At 51.5% G+C, this 22,133-nt stretch carries 20 protein-coding genes and 2 other annotated features; of the genes, 2 read left to right on the forward strand and 18 right to left on the reverse strand.

Annotated elements, in window-relative coordinates; all coding sequences use genetic code 11:
- Positions 1-91 precede the first annotated feature (91 nt).
- The 11 genes from C8J48_RS16350 to rpmG all read right to left on the reverse strand — a co-directional run bounded on the left by C8J48_RS16350 (position 92) and on the right by rpmG (position 12,414).
- The gene (locus C8J48_RS16350; RefSeq protein WP_107728338.1) at positions 92-340 is read right to left on the reverse strand and encodes a 50S ribosomal protein L7ae-like protein; all 249 of its coding nucleotides are present in this window, start codon (positions 338-340) and stop codon (positions 92-94) included.
- Between the two features lie 300 nt (positions 341-640).
- Positions 641-4,261, reverse strand: a complete 3,621-nt coding sequence (rpoC, locus tag C8J48_RS16355) for a DNA-directed RNA polymerase subunit beta' (RefSeq protein ID WP_107728339.1) — start codon at positions 4,259-4,261, stop codon at positions 641-643.
- A gap of 93 nt (positions 4,262-4,354) precedes the next feature.
- Positions 4,355-7,900 carry a DNA-directed RNA polymerase subunit beta gene (gene rpoB, locus C8J48_RS16360; protein ID WP_107728340.1) on the reverse strand — a complete coding sequence of 1,182 codons (3,546 nt, stop codon included), beginning with the start codon at positions 7,898-7,900 and terminating at the stop codon, positions 4,355-4,357.
- 286 nt (positions 7,901-8,186) lie between these two features.
- Positions 8,187-8,795: a class I SAM-dependent methyltransferase gene (locus tag C8J48_RS16365; protein WP_107728341.1), complete on the reverse strand. Its 609-nt coding sequence runs from the start codon at positions 8,793-8,795 to the stop codon at positions 8,187-8,189.
- 69 nt (positions 8,796-8,864) lie between these two features.
- Positions 8,865-9,230, reverse strand: a complete 366-nt coding sequence (rplL, locus tag C8J48_RS16370) for a 50S ribosomal protein L7/L12 (protein WP_107728342.1) — start codon at positions 9,228-9,230, stop codon at positions 8,865-8,867.
- Positions 9,231-9,302: 72 nt separating this feature from the next.
- Complete coding sequence (rplJ, locus tag C8J48_RS16375) at positions 9,303-9,815, reverse strand: 50S ribosomal protein L10 (RefSeq protein ID WP_107728343.1); 513 nt, start codon at positions 9,813-9,815, stop codon at positions 9,303-9,305.
- Positions 9,816-9,840: 25 nt separating this feature from the next.
- Positions 9,841-9,980, reverse strand: a sequence feature (ribosomal protein L10 leader region).
- A gap of 25 nt (positions 9,981-10,005) precedes the next feature.
- A complete protein-coding gene (gene rplA, locus C8J48_RS16380; protein WP_107728344.1) occupies positions 10,006-10,698 on the reverse strand; it encodes a 50S ribosomal protein L1 in 693 nt (230 codons plus the stop codon).
- A gap of 85 nt (positions 10,699-10,783) precedes the next feature.
- Positions 10,784-11,209 carry a 50S ribosomal protein L11 gene (gene rplK / locus C8J48_RS16385; RefSeq protein WP_107728345.1) on the reverse strand — a complete coding sequence of 142 codons (426 nt, stop codon included), beginning with the start codon at positions 11,207-11,209 and terminating at the stop codon, positions 10,784-10,786.
- A 199-nt stretch (positions 11,210-11,408) separates the two neighbouring features.
- Positions 11,409-11,942 carry a transcription termination/antitermination protein NusG gene (nusG, locus tag C8J48_RS16390; RefSeq protein ID WP_107728346.1) on the reverse strand — a complete coding sequence of 178 codons (534 nt, stop codon included), beginning with the start codon at positions 11,940-11,942 and terminating at the stop codon, positions 11,409-11,411.
- Between the two features lie 52 nt (positions 11,943-11,994).
- A complete protein-coding gene (secE, locus tag C8J48_RS16395) occupies positions 11,995-12,222 on the reverse strand; it encodes a preprotein translocase subunit SecE (RefSeq protein WP_107728347.1) in 228 nt (75 codons plus the stop codon).
- A 42-nt stretch (positions 12,223-12,264) separates the two neighbouring features.
- Positions 12,265-12,414, reverse strand: a complete 150-nt coding sequence (gene rpmG, locus C8J48_RS16400; RefSeq protein ID WP_107728348.1) for a 50S ribosomal protein L33 — start codon at positions 12,412-12,414, stop codon at positions 12,265-12,267.
- Positions 12,415-12,766: 352 nt separating this feature from the next.
- Between rpmG and C8J48_RS16405 the strand changes: the two genes are divergently transcribed.
- Together C8J48_RS16405 and C8J48_RS16410 are read left to right on the forward strand one after the other, a co-directional pair.
- Positions 12,767-14,113, forward strand: coding sequence for a purine-cytosine permease family protein (locus tag C8J48_RS16405; protein WP_107728349.1), 1,347 nt, complete (start codon positions 12,767-12,769; stop codon positions 14,111-14,113).
- The gene (locus C8J48_RS16410; RefSeq protein ID WP_146160521.1) at positions 14,103-14,846 is read left to right on the forward strand and encodes an N-acetyltransferase; all 744 of its coding nucleotides are present in this window, start codon (positions 14,103-14,105) and stop codon (positions 14,844-14,846) included. The genes C8J48_RS16405 and C8J48_RS16410 overlap by 11 nt, the downstream gene beginning before the upstream one ends.
- A gap of 679 nt (positions 14,847-15,525) precedes the next feature.
- Here C8J48_RS16410 and sigH read toward each other — a convergent pair.
- The 7 genes from sigH to gltX all read right to left on the reverse strand — a co-directional run bounded on the left by sigH (position 15,526) and on the right by gltX (position 22,115).
- Positions 15,526-16,182 carry an RNA polymerase sporulation sigma factor SigH gene (gene sigH, locus C8J48_RS16415; RefSeq protein ID WP_425430489.1) on the reverse strand — a complete coding sequence of 219 codons (657 nt, stop codon included), beginning with the start codon at positions 16,180-16,182 and terminating at the stop codon, positions 15,526-15,528.
- 74 nt (positions 16,183-16,256) lie between these two features.
- Positions 16,257-16,760, reverse strand: coding sequence for an NYN domain-containing protein (locus C8J48_RS16420; protein ID WP_107728351.1), 504 nt, complete (start codon positions 16,758-16,760; stop codon positions 16,257-16,259).
- 3 nt (positions 16,761-16,763) lie between these two features.
- Positions 16,764-17,516: a 23S rRNA (guanosine(2251)-2'-O)-methyltransferase RlmB gene (rlmB, locus tag C8J48_RS16425; protein WP_107728352.1), complete on the reverse strand. Its 753-nt coding sequence runs from the start codon at positions 17,514-17,516 to the stop codon at positions 16,764-16,766.
- Positions 17,506-17,943 carry a Mini-ribonuclease 3 gene (locus tag C8J48_RS16430; protein ID WP_245891267.1) on the reverse strand — a complete coding sequence of 146 codons (438 nt, stop codon included), beginning with the start codon at positions 17,941-17,943 and terminating at the stop codon, positions 17,506-17,508. Before C8J48_RS16430 ends, rlmB begins: the two co-directional genes overlap by 11 nt.
- A gap of 2 nt (positions 17,944-17,945) precedes the next feature.
- Complete coding sequence (gene cysS / locus C8J48_RS16435) at positions 17,946-19,346, reverse strand: cysteine--tRNA ligase (RefSeq protein WP_107728353.1); 1,401 nt, start codon at positions 19,344-19,346, stop codon at positions 17,946-17,948.
- Positions 19,312-20,052 (reverse strand): serine O-acetyltransferase, encoded by a 741-nt coding sequence (gene cysE / locus C8J48_RS16440; protein ID WP_281261229.1) that lies wholly within the window; start codon positions 20,050-20,052, stop codon positions 19,312-19,314. The genes cysS and cysE overlap by 35 nt, the downstream gene beginning before the upstream one ends.
- A 48-nt stretch (positions 20,053-20,100) precedes the next feature.
- Positions 20,101-20,318, reverse strand: a binding site (T-box leader).
- Positions 20,319-20,630: 312 nt separating this feature from the next.
- Positions 20,631-22,115: a glutamate--tRNA ligase gene (gene gltX, locus C8J48_RS16445; protein WP_107728354.1), complete on the reverse strand. Its 1,485-nt coding sequence runs from the start codon at positions 22,113-22,115 to the stop codon at positions 20,631-20,633.
- Positions 22,116-22,133 lie beyond the last annotated feature (18 nt).

Raw genomic sequence — 22,133 nt, forward strand, 5'->3', positions numbered from 1 at the left:
TTTAATGCGTAAAATCGGAACCCACACCCAAACCAAACCGCGTGCGTCTTAAGGCCACGCGGTTTGATGGGTATCGGTTGTTCCAATTTACTTACTCAAGGATGGCGGCAGTCGCCGCGCCCACGTCGATCCCGCAGGCTTTACCCAACTCCCTCATGGAGTCGACATATACGACGTGAACCCCGTGATGGCGACAAAGCTGGATCAAGGAGCGCGTCACATGCTCATCAGCATCCTTCGCCACCAGCACTTGTTGCACTTTTCCTTGCTCAACCGCTTTCTTGGTCTGCTTGGCTCCAATCATCAGGGAACTTGCCGTTTTCACTTTATCATAAGACAAGAACGTTCGCCCTCCAAAGTGAAAAATACCAAGCACACGACGATATCTTACCACCTGGATCAACCGTTGTCAACAAGTGGATGTTAGCTTTTACGACTACTTCTTCCGACCAATGAAGTAAGATATCGCAAGAACACTATTGTACTGGTGTAGCAGCGGAATAAATCGATAACCATACCCGAACCAAACCACGTGACCGTCAAACGCACGCGGTTTGGTGGGTGTCGTTTTCCGAAATTTACTTATACAGGGAATGGAGCTGTCATTGCATCCCCATCGCCCCCGCAAGCTTTACCCCACTCAATCCGCCAATACCGTTTCCGCCATTTCGCCGCTTTCTGCCCCTTCCGCTTCTGGTGACTTTTTGACAGCCAGATTGCGGTAACGGGACATTCCGGTTCCAGCGGGTACCAGTTTCCCGATAATGACGTTTTCCTTCAGCCCCAGGAGGCGGTCTACTTTGCCTTTGATGGCGGCATCGGTGAGAACACGAGTGGTTTCCTGGAAGGATGCCGCAGACAGGAAGGACTCGGTCTCCAGCGACGCTTTGGTGATGCCGAGCAGGATCGGTCGGGCCACTGCCGGTTCTCCACTTTTCAGAAGGACTTTACGATTGGCTTCTTCGTAGTCGTACAGATCGACGAAGGAACCGGGCAAGAGATCGGTATCGCCGGAATCGGTGATCCGGACTTTACGCATCATTTGCCGGATCATCACTTCCACGTGCTTATCGTTGATCTCCACCCCTTGCAGACGGTATACCTTTTGTACTTCCTGCAAGATATACTCCTGCACACCGCGAACCCCTTTTACCCGCAGAAGCTCTTTGGGATCGATCGACCCCTCGGTCAATTCGTCGCCTGCTACCACGACATCGCCAATTGCCACTTTCATGCGGGAACCGTAAGGAACTTGATAGGATTTGGATTCTACATCGCCTTCTACTTCGATCTCACGACGATCCTTCACCTCGCGGATGTCGCTGATCTTACCGGAAATCTCGGTGATCGTGGCCTGCCCTTTGGGATTGCGCGCTTCAAACAGCTCCTGAATCCGGGGCAAACCTTGGGTGATGTCGTCACCAGCCACACCGCCGGTATGGAAGGTACGCATCGTCAACTGTGTACCCGGCTCCCCGATCGATTGGGCAGCGATGATCCCTACGGCTTCGCCAATTTCAACCCGGGTGCCCAACGCCAAGTTGCGACCGTAACATTTGCGGCAGACACCATGGTGCGTGCGACAGCTGAGAACGGAGCGAATCTCTACTTCCTCGGCGCCGGAATCCACAATGCGCTCAGCGATCTGTTCATTGATCAGCTGGTTACGCTCAGCCAGCACTTCACCCGTTTCCGGATGTCGTACCGTTTTAAAGGCAACCCGACCCACAATTCGGTCGAACAACTCCTCGATCACTTCGTTGCCTTCCTGGATCTGACGAACGGGCAAACCATTGTCGGTACCGCAATCTTCTTCCCGTACAATCACATCCTGGGCCACATCGACCAAACGACGGGTCAGATAACCGGAATCGGCGGTTCGAAGCGCCGTATCCGCCAAACCTTTCCGCGCGCCGTGAGTGGAGATAAAGTACTCCAACACATCCAGCCCTTCACGGAAATTAGATTTAATCGGCAACTCGATGATCCGTCCTGACGGATTGGCCATCAGGCCCCGCATTCCAGCCAACTGTGTAACCTGGGAAACGTTCCCCCGAGCACCGGAGTTAGCCATCATATAGATGGGATTAAATTTACCCAGCTTTTTCATCAATACGTCTGTGATATCGTCCTTGGCCAGACTCCAGATGGAGATCACCCGTTCATATCGCTCTTCTTCGGTGATGAGACCGCGCCGATACTGCTTTAGCACGGTTTGCACCTTTTTCTCCGCTTCATCCAGGATGTCGGATTTCTCTTCCGGCACCACCACGTCAGAGACGGACATCGTAATCCCGGCCTTGGTGGAATAGGAGTAGCCCAACGCTTTCATGTTGTCCATGAGAACCGAGGTTTCTTTGGTACCAAAGCGGCGGAAGCATTCAGCGATCACGGTGCCGAGGAAGCCTTTTTTGAAAGCGTCCTGTTCCGGCATTTCCTTGATCTTCTTGGCGATATCGATCCCTTTGTCATACACAAAGTATTTTTCCGGGGTGCCATCCTGTAGATTCACCTTGGAAGGTTCGTTGATATACGGATAATCCGGCGGGAAGATCTCGTTGAAGATCAGCTTTCCGACGGTGGTCAACAACAGTGCTTGCCGTTGTTTTTCCGTAAAGGCCGGCTTATTTAGGGTCTTCGCCGGAACCGCAATCCGGGTATGCAGGGAAACATACCCCTGCGTGTAGGCGTTGATCGCTTCGCCGATATCGGTAAATACTTTCCCTTCCCCAGGCGAGCCCGCTCGCTCCAAGGTAAGGTAGTAGCTACCCAGTACCATGTCCTGACCCGGGGTTACAACCGGTTTTCCGTCTTTGGGGTTGAGGATGTTTTGTGCCGCCAGCATCAACAGTCGGGCTTCCGCCTGCGCCTCGGCAGACAATGGCACGTGCACCGCCATCTGGTCCCCGTCAAAGTCAGCGTTATACGCGGTACAGACCAACGGGTGCAAACGAATAGCGCGCCCTTCCACCAGGATAGGCTCAAACGCCTGGATTCCCAAGCGGTGCAACGTAGGAGCACGGTTAAGCAGAACGGGATGCTCTTTAATAACCTCTTCCAGCACATCCCACACTTCAGGGTGAACACGCTCCACTTTGCGCTTGGCGCTCTTAATGTTGTGAGCCAAGCCTTTGGCCACCAGCTCCTTCATCACAAAGGGCTTAAACAGCTCCAACGCCATCTCTTTGGGCAGACCGCACTGATACATCTTTAAGTTGGGTCCCACCACGATAACGGAACGACCGGAGTAGTCCACCCGTTTCCCCAGCAGGTTTTGGCGGAATCGTCCCTGCTTCCCTTTTAGCATATGGGAGAGGGATTTTAAGGGACGGTTGCCAGGTCCCGTAACCGGACGGCCACGGCGGCCGTTGTCGATCAGGGCATCGACGGCCTCTTGCAACATCCGCTTTTCGTTCTGGACGATAATGTCCGGCGCACCCAGATCCAACAAACGCTTTAAGCGGTTGTTCCGGTTGATCACCCGGCGGTAAAGATCGTTGAGGTCGGAGGTAGCAAAACGTCCCCCATCCAGTTGCACCATCGGACGGAGCTCCGGTGGGATTACCGGCAACACGTCCAACACCATCCAATCCGGCTGGTTCCCGGAAGAGCGGAAGGCTTCCAATACCTCTAGCCGTTTGATCGCCCGGTTACGCCGTTGCCCTTGGGCGGTCTGCATTTCGTCTTTGAGTGCTTGCACATCTTTGTCCAAATCGATATCCGCCAAAATCCGCTTAATCGCCTCTGCACCCATCATCGCAGTGAAGGCGTTGCCGTATTTTTCGCGGTAGCTGCGATACTCCTTTTCGGAGAGGAGCTGTTTTTTCTCCAGAGGCGTCGCACCGGGATCCACTACTACATAGGAAGCAAAGTAGATCACTTCCTCCAGCGAGCGGGGCGACATATCGAGAACCAGCCCCATCCGGCTGGGAATTCCTTTGAAATACCAGATGTGGGAGACGGGGGCCGCCAATTCAATGTGACCCATCCGTTCCCGTCGCACTTTTTGCCGGGTTACTTCTACACCACAGCGATCACAAACAACGCCTTTGTAGCGGACGCGCTTATATTTGCCGCAGTGGCACTCCCAATCCTTGGTGGGACCGAAGATTTTCTCGCAGAAGAGCCCTTCTTTTTCCGGCTTCAACGTGCGGTAGTTGATCGTTTCCGGCTTTTTCACTTCCCCACGGGACCAAGAGCGGATTTTATTGGGGGAAGCGAGTCCGATTTTCATGAACTCAAAATTGTTAACGTCCAACACAGGGCATTCCTCCCTCAGGGCAGGGCCGTAAATCGTTCGTCACAGCCACCCTTTGATGGCAGTCGCCTCGCGTATCGAGGCCCGACGTGCGAATCACGAAGAGTTCCGATCGGCGTGGCCGCCGTCGATCTCCAACCCGATTTTGTCACTGGTCGGTTCATCGTCCTCGTCGATTTCACGGATCTCGATTTCCTGTTCATCCTCCGCCAAAATCTTAACGTCCATCCCCAGGCTCTGCAGCTCTTTGATGAGAACCTTGAAGGATTCCGGTACACCGGGCTCAGGGACGTTTTCACCTTTGACGATGGACTCATAGGTTTTCACACGTCCGACCACATCGTCCGATTTGACGGTGAGAATCTCTTGCAATGTGTAGGCGGCACCGTAGGCTTCCAATGCCCACACTTCCATCTCACCAAAGCGCTGCCCACCGAACTGGGCTTTCCCGCCCAAAGGCTGCTGCGTAACCAGTGAATACGGTCCGGTAGAACGAGCATGGATCTTGTCGTCTACCATATGTGCCAGCTTAATCATATACATCACGCCGACGGTTACCCGGTTTTCCATCGGTTCACCGGTTCGTCCGTCAAAGAGCGTCGTTTTACCGTCCCTATCCAACCCCGCTTCCACCAAGGAGTCAAACACGTCTTGCTCTGTCGCCCCGTCAAAGACTGGTGTCGCCATATGGAGGCCCATCTGGCGGGCGGCCATCCCCAAGTGTACTTCCAGCACCTGACCGATGTTCATCCGCGAAGGCACACCCAACGGATTTAACACTACTTGCACTGGGGTGCCGTCAGGCAGGAAAGGCATATCTTCCTCCGGCAGGATGCGGGCGATAACCCCTTTGTTTCCATGGCGTCCCGCCATTTTGTCCCCTTCGGAAATCTTCCGTTTTTGCGCGATGTAGACACGCACCAATTGGTTGACGCCCGGCGGCAATTCGTCGCCGTTTTCCCGTTCAAACACTTTTACATCGACGACAATCCCATCGGTTCCATGGGGGACGCGGAGAGAGGTATCGCGCACTTCCCGTGCTTTTTCCCCGAAAATAGCATGTAGGAGCCGTTCCTCAGCGGTCAGTTCCGTCACCCCTTTGGGGGTTACCTTGCCAACGAGGATATCGCCGGATTTAATCTCAGCCCCAATGCGGATGATGCCTCGCTCATCCAGATTTTTGAGAGCTTCTTCCCCTACATTGGGAATGTCACGGGTGATCTCTTCCGGCCCCAGCTTGGTATCCCGTGCCTCCGACTCATATTCTTCGATATGAACCGAAGTGTAGACGTCTTCTTTTACCAGTTTCTCGGACAAGAGGATGGCATCCTCGTAGTTATACCCTTCCCAAGTCATAAAGGCGACGACGACGTTGCGTCCCAACGCCATCTCCCCTTGCTCGGTGGAAGGACCATCCGCCAGCGTATCTCCTGTCGCCACCCGTTCGCCGTGGCGGACGATGGGGCGCTGGTTGATGCTGGTTCCTTGGTTGGAACGGATATATTTATGCAGCTTATATTTATCCAGATCGCCCCGTACCATCTGACCGTCTACTTCTTCTTCATGCCGCACCCAAATCTCATCAGCGGTAACGCGCTCCACCACACCCGGTCGTTTTGCCAGAATGGTCACACCGGAGTCCCGTGCCGCTTTATACTCCATTCCCGTACCCACAAAGGGAGATTCCGGTTTTAAGAGCGGCACTGCTTGCCGCTGCATGTTGGAACCCATCAAGGCACGGTTGGAGTCATCGTTTTCCAGGAAGGGAATGCAAGCGGTAGCCACCGACACGACCTGTTTGGGCGAAACGTCCATAAAGTCGACGCGCTCCCGCGGTACCGGCATAATCTCTTCCTTGTAGCGGATAACCACCTGTTCATTCACAAACTGCTTATTTTCATCCAGCTCGGCATTGGCCTGCGCGATATAGTAGTTGTCTTCCTCATCCGCCGTCAGGTAGACGATTTCGCCCGTTACTCGACCGGTCTCCGGATCTACCTTGCGGTACGGCGTCTCAATAAAGCCGTACTCGTTGATGCGGGCATAAGAGGACAGCGAGTTAATCAACCCGATGTTGGGACCCTCCGGCGTCTCAATCGGACACATCCGGCCGTAGTGGGAATGGTGAACATCTCGGACTTCCATACCCGCCCGCTCACGGGTGAGACCGCCGGGTCCAAGAGCGGACAAGCGCCGTTTATGGGTCAACTCCGCCAACGGGTTGGTCTGATCCATAAACTGCGACAGCTGGCTGCTGCCAAAGAATTCTTTGATCGAAGCGATTACCGGCCGGATATTGATCAAAGCCTGCGGGGTGATGGCGTTGGCATCTTGGATCGACATCCGCTCCCGCACTACCCGCTCCATCCGGGAAAGCCCGATCCGGAACTGGTTTTGCAGCAACTCGCCCACCGAGCGTAGACGACGGTTACCCAAATGGTCAATATCGTCGGTATTGCCAACTCCGTGCAGCAGGTTGATAAAGTAGTTGATAGAGGCGATCACATCTTCAGCGGTAATGTTTTTCACCGAACGATCAATTTCGCCGTTGGACATCACCTTGATCACTTTTCCATCTTCCGCCGGGGAGAAAATTTTAATGGACTGCAGATGGATCAAACCATCCTCCGGCACCCCTCCGCGAACGGAGTATTCGTATTGACCGTATGCCCCCGCTTCCAAAATCGACATCAGCCGATTCATCAGCCGTCTGTCCAACACTTGACCCGCTTCAGCGATAATTTCGCCGGTTTCCGGATCGATGACGGATTCTGCTAGGCGCTGATTGATCAATCGATTTTTGATGTGAAGCTTTTTGTTCATCTTGTAACGGCCCACATTAGCCAAATCGTATCGTTTGGGATCGAAGAAGCGAGAAAAGAGAAGGCTGCGGGCGTTATCCGCCGTCGGCGGTTCACCGGGACGCAGGCGTTCGTAGATTTCAATGAGCGCCTTTTCCGTATTACCGGTGTTATCTTTATCTAAGGTATTGCGAATGTATTCATCTTCGCCTAGCAAGTCCAGGATTTCAGCATCGCTGGAAAAGCCGAGTGCACGCAAAAGTACCGTCACCGGAATCTTCCGTGTACGATCAATGCGTACATAGATGATGTCTTTGGCGTCGGTTTCAAATTCCAGCCAAGCCCCACGATTCGGGATCACCGTGGCGGTGAAGGTGGGTTTTCCATTTTTGTCGACTTTGCTATTATAGTAGACACTAGGGGAACGTACCAACTGGCTGACAATGACACGTTCAGCGCCGTTGATGATAAACGTACCCGTATCCGTCATCAAGGGGAAATCCCCCATGAAAACTTCCTGCTCCTTCACCTCACCCGTCTCTTTGTTGATCAGACGGACTTTGACGCGCAGGGGCGCCGCATACGTGACATCCCGTTCTTTGGACTCTTCCACAGAATACTTGGGTTCTTCCAACGTATAGTCGATAAACTCCAACACCAAGTTTCCTGTAAAGTCTTCGATCGGAGAAATATCCTGAAACATCTCTTTCAGACCATTCTCCAGAAACCAATCATAGGACTTCTGCTGGATCTCGATCAGGTTGGGCAATTCGAGAACTTCATTGATTCTCTCATAACTGCGCCGTTGCCGCCGACCGTATTGGACCAGTTTACCTGCCAAACGAGCTCCCCCCTCGAACCCAGTCGATTGGCGAAAGACGATTCAATCTCCCGCCGTTCCATTATTCACACCAATGGCTGCTGATCGACAAAAACGTATAAAATATATAAATCACCCTGCGATACCTCATTTTACCAATCATGAAGGTCTATTCATACAGGGTTGCCTCATTTGAGAGTTCTTATTCACACAACAAAAAACACCCTTGCTGTTGAATCCTGCAATTCACAGACTTTGGGTTTTAGCATTCTAAAACGATATCACATCCAACAATGGGTGTCAACGGCTAAATTTCACTCTTTTTTCCGCACAAAATCCAGTACCCTTTCTTTTTCAAGACCAGATCCACTTCCGCAAAAAGAGATTCCAACTTTTCTTTCGCCGAATTAGCCCCTTGTTGTTTGCGAATCACAACCCACAATTTGCCCTCAGGATTCAGATGGTGAGCCGCTTCTTCAAACAGCCGATATACCGTATCCTTGCCTGCGCGTATCGGCGGATTGGTTAAGATGGCATCAAAGCGCTTCTCTCCCAGATCGGCCAATCCATCGCTAACTTGGATGTCTACCCGGTCTTCTACGCCGTTTCTCTTGGCGTTGATTTCAGCTAGAATCAGACCCCGGCGATTTACATCCACCATCGTCACCTGACATTTTGGAGCAAATACAGCACAAGCGATTCCGACAGGACCGTAGCCGCACCCCAAATCCAAGATCGTGCCGGTTTCAGGAAGATCTACCGTTTCGATCAACAGACGTGTACCGAAGTCGACCCCCTTTTTGGAGAAAACACCGGCATCGGAACGAAAATAGAAGGCATGTCCCCGCAAACGGGCGGTCAATTCTCGCTGATCGCTCTCTCCCGTCGGCTGCGAGCTGTAATAATGATCAGTCATGGGTTCACCCCTCAAAATGAGAAAAGCCCGCCGACGCAACGCCAGCGGGCCCGGCTGGCTGGTGGCAGGTTACTTCACTTCCACCGTAGCACCGGCTTCTTCCAACTTAGATTTGATTTCTTCGGCTTCTTCTTTGGAAGCCCCTTCTTTTACCGGAGCGGGAGCGCCGTCTACCAATGCTTTGGCTTCTTTTAAGCCCAAGCCGGTGATACCGCGCACAGCTTTGATGACGTTGATTTTGGAGCTACCAGCGTTGGTCAAAACTACGTCAAATTCCGTTTGTTCTTCAGCGGCTTCAGCTCCACCGCCTCCGCCACCTTGGACTACAGCAGCAGCAGCGGTTACGCCGAATTCTTCCTCAATCGCTTTTACCAAGTCGTTCAGTTCGAGCACGCTCATGCCTTTGATGGCTTCAATGATTTGCTCTTTGCTCATAATAAACCCTCCAGTTAGAGTAAATGTTTTCGATTGCTTTTTCCTACAGTTACGAGGCAATGAGACCAAGCATTAAGCTTGGGTGCCTTCTCCGCCTTCTTCTTTTTCGGAAACGGCTTTGACTGCCAAGGCGAAGTTGCGCATCGGCGCTTGCAACACACTGAGCAACATCGACAAGAGCCCTTCCCGGGACGGCAGATCGGCCAATTCCTTTAGATCATCAGCACCGACGACGCTGCCTTCCACAATCCCCGCCTTCAACTCCAGGTTTTTATGATCTTTGGCAAACTGGTGCAGCACTTTGGCCGGAGCCACTACATCATCAGCAGAGAATGCAATGGCGATCGGTCCCACCAGATGCTCATCCAGTTCCGTGTAGTTGGTTTCGGCAGTAGCGCGGCGGGTCATGGTGTTTTTCAACACCTGATACTCCACACCAGCTTCGCGCAGCCGTTTGCGCAGCTCATTCATCTCAGCAACGGTTAATCCGCGATAGTCAGTCAGCACCGTCGCTTTGCTGTTTTGCAGTTTTTCCGCAATCGTAGCCACGATTTGCTTCTTTTGTTCAATCGCTTGAGTGGACACGGACACACCTCCTCAAAATATTACTCACCCCAATGAAAAAAGCCTTCGCAGACAGTCGAAGGCCGGGAACAACCCATAATGAGTACGAGTTGTCTCACAACACCTCGGCAGGAAAAATTAAGCACCAAGTGCCCCTGCTGTCTACGGTAATGGCTGTATTTCATTGTGGGTTCATGGATTAAACGCGGGATCAAACAAAACGGCTGGTGTTAACCGTGATCCCTGGCCCCATCGTGGATGAGACAGAAGCGTTTTTCAAATATTGACCTTTGGAAGCGGCTGGCTTTGCTTTTACCAGCGTTTCAATCAGCACTTGGAAGTTTTCGGCCAGTTTGTCATCGTCGAAGGAGACCTTACCGATGGGAGCGTGCACATTGCCCGCCCGATCCGCACGATACTCGATCTTACCCGCCTTTACTTCGCCGATGGCTTTGGCTACCTCAAAGGTAACAGTGCCGGTCTTCGGGTTTGGCATCAGACCGCGGGGGCCCAAAATCCGTCCCAATTTCCCGACTTGGCCCATCATATCCGGAGTGGCGATGACGACGTCAAAGTCGAGCCAGCCCTGGGTTACCTTGTTGACGAGATCTTCCTCGCCCACAAAATCGGCTCCAGCCTGTTCGGCTTCCTTCGCTTTTTCACCTTTGGCGAAAACGAGAACCCGTTTGGTCTTACCGGTTCCGTGGGGCAATACGACCGCTCCGCGCACCTGTTGGTCCGCCCGTTTGGTGTCGATACCCAGACGGAACGCCGCCTCTACGGTCTCGTCAAACTTGGCCGGGGCCACTTCTTTCACCAAGCGCAACGCTTCTTCCACTTCGTAGGCTTGTTCCCGGTCGATCTTCTTCAGCGATTCCTGATACTTCTTGCCATGTTTAGCCACGGTTTATCACTCCCTTCGTGGTCATAACGGAACATCCTCCCACTCCCCTCATCAGCCCGTGGCGGCCGAATAAAGGGATGAACCGTCAATCTTCAACAGTGATTCCCATGCTGCGGGCGGTTCCTTCCACCATGCGCATGGCTGCTTCTACATTGGCAGCGTTCAAGTCAGGCATTTTTAGTTCGGCGATCTCGCGAACTTTATCCCGCTTGACGGAAGCTACTTTATTCTTATTGGGCTCCCCGGAACCCTTTTCCACACCAGCGGCTTTCATCAACAGCACCGCAGCCGGCGGTGTTTTGGTGATGAAGTCGAAGGAACGATCTTCATACACGGTGATCTCCACCGGGATAATCATTCCAGCCTGATCGGCGGTACGGGCGTTAAAATCTTTGCAGAAGCCCATGATGTTAACACCGGCTTGCCCCAACGCAGGACCGACAGGCGGTGCCGGATTGGCTTTTCCGGCGGGAATTTGCAGCTTCACAACTTTTGAAACCTTTTTGGCCACACCATCCAACTCCCTTCTCTAGAAGTCTTCAGCGTCGATGTCGCGTAAAACTTCTCGTCCGGCACAGATTATGCCGGGCTACCTAAATTGTGGTTTCTTCGGGTAAAACCCTCCCACATTTAATGAAGCACTTACCGGAAGTGTCAAACCCAAACACGACTACTCTACCACAATGGGCGCGCAAATGGAAGATCCTTGCTCAAACTTTTTCCACTTGGAAAAAGTCGAGCTCCACTGGGGTTTCCCGACCGAACATATTTACAAGCACCTTTAGCTTCTGGCGATTGACGTCCACTTCCTCGATGGTACCGACAAAATCGGCAAAGGGACCCTCTTTCACCTTGACGCTCTCAGTAACGGTAAAGTCCACTTTTGGCCGGGCTTCCTCCATCCCCATCTGATTGAGGATTGTTTGTGCTTCATCCGGCATAAGAGGGGTCGGTTTCGATCCTGACCCCGTGGAACCTACAAATCCGGTTACTCCCGGGGTATTGCGCACCACGTACCACGAGTCGTCGGTCATCACCATCTCGACCAGAACGTATCCCGGAAAAACCTTGCGCTGGACGGTCTTCCTCTTGCCGTCTTTGTTTTCGATTTCCTCTTCCGTTGGAACGAGCACACGGAAGATTTTATCTTGCATATCCATCGAATGTACACGCTTTTCCAGGTTTGTCTTCACTTTGTTCTCGTAGCCGGAATACGTGTGGACCACATACCAATTCTTCTCCATGCACTCAGGGCGCGACACCCTGTCCCCCCTTATGACAAATTCGGACCACTCCTCAAGCAGCGGTGATCATTTCCACTAAGCTCCCAATGCCCAAGTCGAGCAACGTGATAAAGATCGTCACCAGGGTAACGGTCACCAGAACAACCAGGGTATATTTGAACAGCTCTTGGCGAGTGGGCCAGCTCACCTTTTTTAACTCCGTTCCAACACCACGAAAAAAGTTGATCATACCGGTGAAGCTTCTCTTGATGCCTCTGCCCAGTCGGCCGAGAAAACCCATGTCTGTTCCCCCCATGAGAGAAATCGATCGCAGTGTTTGCGATCACTTGGTTTCACGATGCGCTCGATGCCCGTTGCAGCGGGGGCAGAACTTGCGAAACTCCATCCGGTCCGGATGTTTCCGTTTGTTTTTGGTGGTTGAATAATTGCGTTCCTTGCATTCCGTGCAGGCTAACGTCACCAGTACCCGCATGCCAAACACCTCCTTGTCCAGAACCGATCCGCAGACGGGAATCACGGGCGTAATTAAAAATACCCAAACAACTTTATCATACACGATCAGGAATGTCAATGAAACCCAGAGCTTGTCTTTCCATTATAGACGCAAATGGAAACGCTAAAACTATTCAACTTGTGACAAAGTAGGTCTGGGTTTCAACTTCTACCTTCGCGCCTCTTTTCCTCTCAACGATGAACGGCTGTCCACTACGTCTCCTTCGCCCCTAGATTTATTCCTATTAAGCATTCATTAAGTGTCTATTCACAAGAAATAAAATATGGTATATTTCAACTGTTTCCACTTTTGATAGCGAGGTGGGTAAAATTTGCGAGAGTTTGGTACTGGTTTTTTTGTAAAAGATGATTATGCTCGTCAACCCATCCCTATACCAGAACGAAGAGCGTGGCTACTGATCGCACTCGTGTGGATAGGAATGGGAACTGATTTAGTCGGGGCATCGCTGGGTGTATATTTAAGCACGGGAATGACTGTGAAAGATGCGATCACATCAATCCTTATATCGAACATCATCATGGGAGTAATCGGGGGGTTGGTTTCCTACATTGGAGGAGCGACCGGCTTATCTACAGCTATGATTTCCCGCTTTGTCTTTGGAGAAATTGGGTCACGAATTCTCTCATATTCACTCTTTTTTATGCTACTCGGTTTCTTTGCAATTCAAGCGGGATTGTTTGGCGAATCAGCAAGTTATCTTATTTTATCGTTAACTGGAACAGAAGTATCCGATCAGTGGTTAGCGGTTATTGGCGCCTTGTTAATGACGTTAACCGCCACTCTGGGATTCATCGTCATTGAACGACTCAGTTCAATCGCCGTTCCACTCATGCTTTTTCTATTAGGAGGACTTATCGGTAAGATCTCGGCTCATTCCCCAGAGCATTGGTTTCTGGTTGAGCCGAACACAGGTATCACTATTACCATGGGTTCCGCCATTTCGATGGTAGTGGGAAGCTGGATTGGGATGTGTGTAATCTCCCCTGATATCGCTCGTTGGGCACGAACAAAAAAGACAGCATTCTTATCCGGTTTCGTTGGTCTCTTTATTGGAAATAGCATGATGATGAGTGCGGCAGTAATTATGTCCCGAATTACAGGTGCTGATAATGTGATTCAAGTGATGGTCGGGGTTGGTTGGGGAGCCTGGGCAGTAGTTATCCTCATCCTAGCACAGTGGACAACCAATGATAACAATCTGTACTCTGGCGGCTTATCGATGTCAAATATCTTCCGATCCGTTCCGAAGTCCATGCTAACGCTCGGCATCGGTCTCTTTGGAGCCTTTTTAACCTATATAAAGTTAGTTGACTCTTTAGTTGAATTTGTCAACATCTTAGCGCTAGTATTTGCTCCGGTTGCAGCAATTTATATTATTGAATATTTCTTGCTGAATCGAGCCAGATTTTTATTTGTTTTCATTCAAAATAAAAAAATCGCCCGGATTTACTGGGTTCCTATGATATCATGGTTCACTTCTTCCCTTGTCGGGCTTATGACCATGACAAAGGAAGAAGGGGGGTTGGAGTTATTCACTTTGACAGGTGCTGCGGGTATTGATGCTTTTGTAGTTGCTGCTGTTATGCATTTAGTGGTTGGTAAAAGCGCACAAATGCTTTTCAATAAAAAGGAGGAGGCGGAGCCTATTGATGCCTAATGTTTCTTCTCGATTTACCGTTCATACGGCAGAAGAAAAACCTGAACTCCTATCAAAGATTAACGAATTAACTCTTAAATCTTTCCCTGCTTTTCTCTTTCAAGGCGATCCGCCCACTCGTGATTATTGGGATTCCATGTTAGAACGGCATCTTCCCTTTCAGTTCGCACTGTTTGAAGGAGAAGAAATGGTGGGGGGCGGGGTAACCGTTCCATTGGAATGGGATGGGACTTTAGAAGATTTACCCGAAAACTTTGAACGCATCTTACATGCACGCGGAACCCCTAACGTCCTTTGTGCTACAGCAGGGTTAGTAGTGGAAAAACACCAAGGAAGAGGAATTAGTCGTGATGTGTTACTGGCAATGAAGCATATCGCCTCCCAGCATGACTTCTCCTCACTGGTTGTTCCGGTTCGTCCCAATCATAAACAACGGTATCCACTTCTGCCCATGGAGGAGTACTTAAAATGGCGGCGTGATGATGGCTTGCTGTTTGATCCGTGGATACGTACACATGAGCGACTCGAGGCGACTATCCTAAAGGTGATGTCAACTGCTTCTATCATTCCTGCTACAGTAAAGCAATGGGAAGAATGGACGGGCATGCGATTTATGAGCGACGGACAATATGTGATTCCCGGCGGACTCGCCCCTCTTGAAATAAGTTTATCAAAAGATGAAGGGGTTTATATTGAGCCCAATGTCTGGATGGAACATAAGGTTGATCTTTGACCGTTCCCGATAATATCAACCCTTCGATGGTACGCTAATATAAAAATGAGCATAAACTACAAATGACCCCAGGTACCAGCCTGGAACCCATTGTAGGGTGCATTTCATCGACGAGATGGGAGTCCCCATCCGAGCGAAGCTGAGGCCAAGAACCCCACATCCTAGCGGCGGGACCGACCAATCCTTTTGCTAGGAGGGGGTTTTTTCGTCTCCTGGGTTGTATTTCTTCAAAGTATGCGCATGTGTTTTCCGCATCGGCAGCAAGACTAAGGAACGAAGTGACTGTAGCGAGACTTGTGCTTTAGTGCAAAGCAAGACTAGGGAACGGAGTAACTGTAGCGAGACTTGTGCTTTAGTACAAAGGGAACTACACCGAAATCGTTCCCCTCTTCTCCATCACAAAATCTTTTGCGATAAATAAGGAGGAAAATGACGGTTATTGTCGAATCGGGTACGATGTAAGGAAAGAATGTAAATAAAAAACCCCAAATGGGGTTGCACCAACCATCTAAACTTTTCTGTAAAAACAATTCCGGCCAAACCCCGGCTGCCGCTCTTTCCCGCTTGATCCCTGCAGCAGAAATTCGATGTGTGGGTAGGCAGATTTCACCGACAACCCTCGAGGGCCGATGCAATATACCTAAGGAGTATGACGGCAGTCTAAACACACCGACGGTGTCTAAGGGGTAAACTCCCGGATTTCCAGATAACGTTCAAGCTTTCGTTTGACCCGTTGCAATGCGTTATCGATCGATTTAACATGACGGTTTAAATCAACGGCGATTTCCTGATAGGATCGCCCATCTAAGTACAGCATCAACACCTGCCGCTCCAACTCGCTTAAAATTTGCGACATTTTATCCTCGATGTCATCGAATTCCTCTTGGTTAATGTACAATTCTTCCGGATCCGACACGCGTCCCCCCGTCAACACATCCATCAGTGTGCGGTCGGAATCTTCGTCATAAATGGGCTTGTCCAGGGAGACATAAGAATTGAGAGGGATATGTTTTTGACGTGTCGCCGTTTTGATCGCCGTTATAATTTGGCGGGTTATGCACAGCTCGGCGAAAGCTTTAAACGATGCAAGCTTATCTCCGCGAAAATCACGAATCGCTTTGTAAAGCCCAATCATCCCTTCCTGAACGATATCTTCATGATCAGCCCCAATCAAAAAGTAGGAACGCGCTTTGGCCCTGACAAAATTTTTGTATTTGTTAATCAATTGCTCCAGCGCCACACCGTCTCCTAAACGTACAGACTCCACCAGTTCTTCGTCAGCCATCGTTTCGTAGTTTAACATCGTGTTCCACTGAAGATTGACGCTCACCTTCATCCCTCCGACCCGTTGGCTGGTAACCAGGATAAACTTATTATATCTGAGTTGAAACAAAAACGTCAAATTTCCACCTATTTTTTCCGTCGTAACGATTCCAGTTGTTTCAATATTTCCCCGTTTAATCCTTGACCCAGGGTTTGCTTCCCTCCACTGCTCTCCTCTTCAATCCGTCGAGAGATCTCCCGCTTCATCGATTGGATCTCCTGCAACAATTCCCGGGCGGAGACGCGAAACGCCCCTTGCCCGAAAATCATTCGCTGTTCCAGGTAATCCGAGGTAGCCACATACAGGCGTTGTCCGGTGGCTCGATTTTTTTTGACAAGCCGTTCAATCAGTTGATCAGCCGTTTCATGCTCTCGGGTATAGCGAACAATGATGTTTCCCAGCTTCTCTTCGCTCTCTCCACCCGGTGTGCGATGCGCGTCAAAGACGACCATCACCCGACGGCCGGAACTGGCCTGATATTCCGACAACAGTTCAATCAAGCGTGTTCTCGCCTCTTCCAAGGGAATCCGATCCCAATTTTGATGAGCACCGATGATGTTGTATCCATCTACGATCAGCCATTCATCCATTGATCACACCTGACCACTTTCCCGCCCGCGCATCACTTCATACATCAATAACGCCGCCGCGACCGAGGCATTGAGGGAAGGAACCCGCCCCTTCATCGGCAGCCGTACCAAAAAGTCACACCGCTCCTTCAGCACCCGGCTGATACCTTTACCTTCGTTGCCGATCACCAGGGCGACAGGGAGACTGTAATCAACAGCGGCAAAGCTTTCACTGGCAGCGGCATCGGTGCCTACCAGCCATACACCCCGCTCCTTTAAATCGGCGGCCAGACGATTTAGATTGGTTACTCGGGCGACAGGCACATGCTCAATCGCGCCAGCGGATGTTTTAGCTACAACGGGAGTAAGGCCCACCGCCCGACGACTGGGGATCACAATGCCGTGAACGCCCGCCGCATCGGCGGTACGCAGGATCGAACCCAGGTTATGGGGATCTTCGATGCCATCCAGCAGCAGTAAAAAAGGAGCCTCTCCCTGCGCTTCCGCCCGGCGGAACAGATCCTCCACTTCCGCATAGGTATAAGAAGCCACCTGGGCCATCACCCCTTGGTGGTTGCCACCTTGGGCCAGCCGATCCAGCTTTCGCCGCGGAACAGTCTGCACAGGCACTCGCTTCTCCGCCGCCAATTCCAATAGGGAACCCAGCCCCCCTTTTCCTTTATGCGCCCCTTCCGCCAGCAACAGCTTTTCTGTCTGTCGACCGGCAGTCAGCGCTTCCCGTACCGGTTGGCGCCCCATTACCCATTCATGTTCCATCGCCTTCGCCCTCTTCCAATGCAAGAATCACTTGTTCCATTATGTCTTGAAGCCGTTCGGCCTCCCCTTTTAAATGCCAATACCCGATCAACGTTTCCAGACCGGTGCTGGTACGATATTCCGAGGCTTTTGCATTTTTGGGAACGCCGCCGGATTTGGCATTGCGCCCCCGACGCAAGATATCTTTCTCCTCATCCGTCAACAGATGTTCAATCTGATGTACGGCTCGTGCTTGGGAGACAGCGGAGACAAACTGTACCGCCCGCCCGTGCAATTCGTTGGGACGGATTTTGCCCTGAGCCACCAGATGATAACGGATAAAGACTTCATATACCGCATCCCCGAGATAGGCCAACAGCAACGGGTTCAACTCCTCCGCTCGCTTGGCTCCTACTTCCTCTGTCATCCACATGTGCAATCGTTTCATCCTTATTTCCTCCGCCAGCGCACACCCTGGGGTGTGTCTTCCAGAATGATCCCCATTTCCTGTAACTGATCGCGGATAACGTCAGCACGGGCAAAATCACGTTTGGCACGGGCCTGCTGCCGCTCCTGGATCAAAGACTCCACCGTCACATCCAGATCTTCCTCTTCCGCCAGATCGACCAGACCGAGGATATCGGCACCCCTTTGTTTCATCCAGTCCAACAACTCCTCCAATGTGCTGCGAGAAACTGTCGGCCGGGAGAGAACCTCGTTGGCTAACCCTGCCCAATCGTGCAGAACACTGATGGCGTTGGCGGTATTAAAATCGTCGTCCATCTCAGCAGTAAAGCGTTGGGATAAAGACGCTAACGCCGCTACCACATCCGCCTCCACTCCACCGTCCAAGGCGCTCTTCATACGGTGGCGCAAGTTAATCACAGCAGTATCGATGCGTTCCAATCCGCTCTCCATCTGTTGAATCGTTTCATGGCTAAAAGCGATCGGATTACGGTAATGAGCAGACAGGAGAAAATAGCGCAACGCTCGCGGCTCAAACTTTTTTCTGAGATCGTGCACAGTGGCAATGTTGCCGCGGGATTTGGACATTTTTTCATTGCCCATATTGATGTAGCCATTGTGCAACCAGTAACGTGCAAAGGGTTTACCCGTCCACGCTTCGCTCTGGGCGATTTCATTTTCATGATGGGGAAAGCATAAATCAGTTCCCCCAGCATGAATATCAAGGGTATCTCCCAGGTATTTCTTTGACATGGCGGAGCATTCGATATGCCAGCCGGGACGCCCTTTTCCCCAGGGGCTCTCCCAGGCGATTTCTCCCGATTTGGCGCTCTTCCACAACGCAAAGTCGAGGGGCGTTTCTTTGCGCTCGTTTACCTCCACACGGGCGCCCGCTTTCAGTTCTTCCAGGGATTGATGGGATAGCTTTCCATAATCGTTTTTATGAAGGGCTCGATAATAAACATCCCCTTCCACCGCGTAAGCATACCCCTTCTCAATCAACCGCTCGATCCCTTCCTGCATCTCGGCAATATGCTCCGTTGCCCGCGGATGGATATCCGCCCGCTTGACGCCAATCGCATCCATATCCTCAAAATAAGCGTTGATATAACGCTCCGCCATCTCCTGGACGGTGGTATTTTCTTCTTGGGCACGCTGGATCAATTTATCATCCACATCGGTAAAGTTTTGCACATAGGTGACGTCATACCCCTTATCTTGCAAATAGCGGCGCACAACGTCAAAGAAGACAAACACCCGGGCATTGCCAATGTGGACATAGTTGTATACCGTCGGGCCGCAGACGTACATGCGGACTTTTCCCTCTTCCAACGGCTGAAAGGTTTCCAGTTTATGCGTCAGGGTGTTGTACACGCGCAGTGACATCCTGTTCTTGCTCCTCTCGCACGGTTTTCAGTTGCTGTCGCAAATCCTCGATTTCCCGTTTTAAACGTTCAATTTCGTGCTGACACGAACGCAAGTTATTTTCCACTGGATCGGGTAGATTTACCTGATCCAGGTCGGTTCGAGCGGGAACTCTTACTCCGTCCTGCATCACCACGCGGCCGGGAACCCCTACCACGGTTGAATTGGGCGGCACCTCCCGCAGCACGACAGAGCCGGCTCCAATCTTGGAACAGCGGCCGATCCGGATCGATCCCAACACTTTAGCCCCAGAGGCGATCAAAACACCATCTTCTACCGTCGGGTGTCTCTTTCCCTTTTCTTTACCGGTTCCACCCAGGGTGACGCCTTGATAGATGGTGACATAATCGCCGATTTCACAAGTTTCACCGATTACAACTCCCATCCCGTGGTCGATAAAGAGGCCGCGCCCAATCCGGGCCCCCGGATGGATTTCAATCCCGGTGATAAACCGGTTTAGCTGTGAAACGATACGCGCGAGCAGAAGTTGCTTCTTGTGAAACAGCCAGTGGGCAAATCGATGAAGCCAAACGGCATGCAAGCCTGAGTAGGTCAAAACCACTTCAAACGTGTTGCGTGCCGCCGGATCGCGATCAAAAACAGCATCGATATCGGATTTTAAGAGAGAACGAATTCCTCCCTTTTCCTTCTGTACAGATGGTTCCATCATGAGGGCCCCCTTTCGCTAAAAATAAAAAAACTGCAGCCAATTGGCTGCAGAGACGGTTTTATCCGTGGTTCCACTCTGCTTGGCCGCATTGAAAGCGACCCGCTCAACCCGATAACGGCGGGTACCGTCTCCCCTACACCTTGTGTTTCGGGGTATTCGCTCACGGGTGCATTTCCGACAGCGAATACACAGGACTCTTTCAGCCGAGGAGTCCCTCTCTGAAGTGTAGTCTGCCGCCGTACTCTCCCGATCATTGCTCGCTTTATTTTTATTGTATCCGCATTCTTCGCGGATGTGATCCTTCCGAACTACATCTTAATATAATTCGATGGATGCCAAAGTGGGCTCGGGCCCGATTTCATTCATCTGTAGTTAGTCTCATAACTGCCTTTACTCCTATTATAGCAAAAATGAATCAACCTTAACGGGGTGGCGGTGAGATTCTCGTCCCCCTGCTGTCGAAAATCCGATTTTACAGTAAGCTGCGGACGCGAACTACCCCAGAATCCCCCGCCTTCAGACGTGTAGAGACTCAACGAAATCTGCAGAAACAACCCATCGGAACACACTTTATCTCAACAGGAGGAGGTGTGATCCAAAAAATGGCGTAACCGGCTGATCACTGTCTCTGTCCCCAATAACGAAATCGTCTCCCGCAGATCGGGGCCATGGGTTTGTCCGGTAACCGCCGCCCGCACAGGCATAAACAGCTGTTTCCCTTTGTGTCCGGTCGCTTTTTGGACCGTTTTTAGCATCCCTTTTACCTCATCTGCCGATACATGGGAGTCTTCACTTTTTTCCAGTTCAGCCATAAAGGCGGCCAAAACCTGGGGCACCTGCTCTCCCTTGAGAACTTCACGCGCTTCCTCACTGTATTCCACTTCTGTGTGGAAGAAGAGCGTGGTCAGATCGACGATTTGGGCCACGTAGTCCAGCTGTTCTTGGTATAACCCCACCAAGCGGGTAACCCATTGCCGCTCCTGTTCATCCGGATCGGCGGAAACGCGCCCGGCACGCTCCAGATGGGGCCACGCTAAGTCGGCGATCCGTTCTACGGATGATTCTTTAATGTAATGGTTGTTCATCCATTTCAGTTTGCCAGGATCAAACACTGCCGGCGCCTTGGAGACGCGCTCCAGGGAAAAGCGTGCAATCAACTCTTCCTTGGTAAATAGCTCCCGCTCTTTCTCTTCGCCTTCTGGAGCCCATCCCAACAGCACCAAAAAGTTGATCACCGCTTCCGGCAAATAGCCGAGATCGCGGTACTGGTCGATAAATTGAATAATAGACTCATCCCGTTTGCTCATCTTTTTGCCTTCCGGGTTGAGGATGAGGGAAGCATGGGCAAACACCGGCACCGGGAACCCCAGCGCCTCATATACGAGCACCTGGCGTGGAGTGTTGGACATATGCTCCTCGCCTCGCACCACATGGGTAAACTTCATCAGCGCATCGTCCACAACCACTGCAAAGTTATAAGTGGGACGTCCATCCGGACGCACAATGATAAAGTCGCCGATGCCGTCGGAGTCAAAGGAAACCGTTCCCCGCACCACATCCTTCACGGTGATGGTCTGCCCTTCCGGCACACGGAAGCGAATGGAGGCAACACGCCCTTGGGCTTTTAACGCCTCTTCCTGCTCCAGCGTGAGATCACGGTATTTTCCGCTGTATTTGGGTGCCTCGCCCCGGGCCAACTGCTCTTCCCGTTCCGCTTCCAACTCTTCCGGAGTCGCATAGCAGCGATAAGCCTGACCCGCTTCCAGCAGCTGTTCTACATATTTTTGGTAGATATCCACCCGTTCCATCGAACGGTAGGGTGCATAAGGCCCCCCGATATCGACACTCTCATCCCAATCGATTCCCAACCATTTTAACCCGGCCAACTGCTTTTTCTCAGCGTCGACCACATTTCGCTCCACATCGGTATCTTCAATGCGCACCGCAAAGGAGCCGCCGTTTTTGCGAGCCCATAAATAGCTGAATAGTGCCGTCCGCGCCCCGCCGATATGCAAATGCCCCGTCGGACTAGGCGCGTACCGGGTTCGAATCGTGCTCATGTTGTTCCCTCTCCTTCC

This window comes from Desmospora activa DSM 45169 (assembly GCF_003046315.1).
Taxonomy (GTDB): domain Bacteria; phylum Bacillota; class Bacilli; order Thermoactinomycetales; family DSM-45169; genus Desmospora; species Desmospora activa.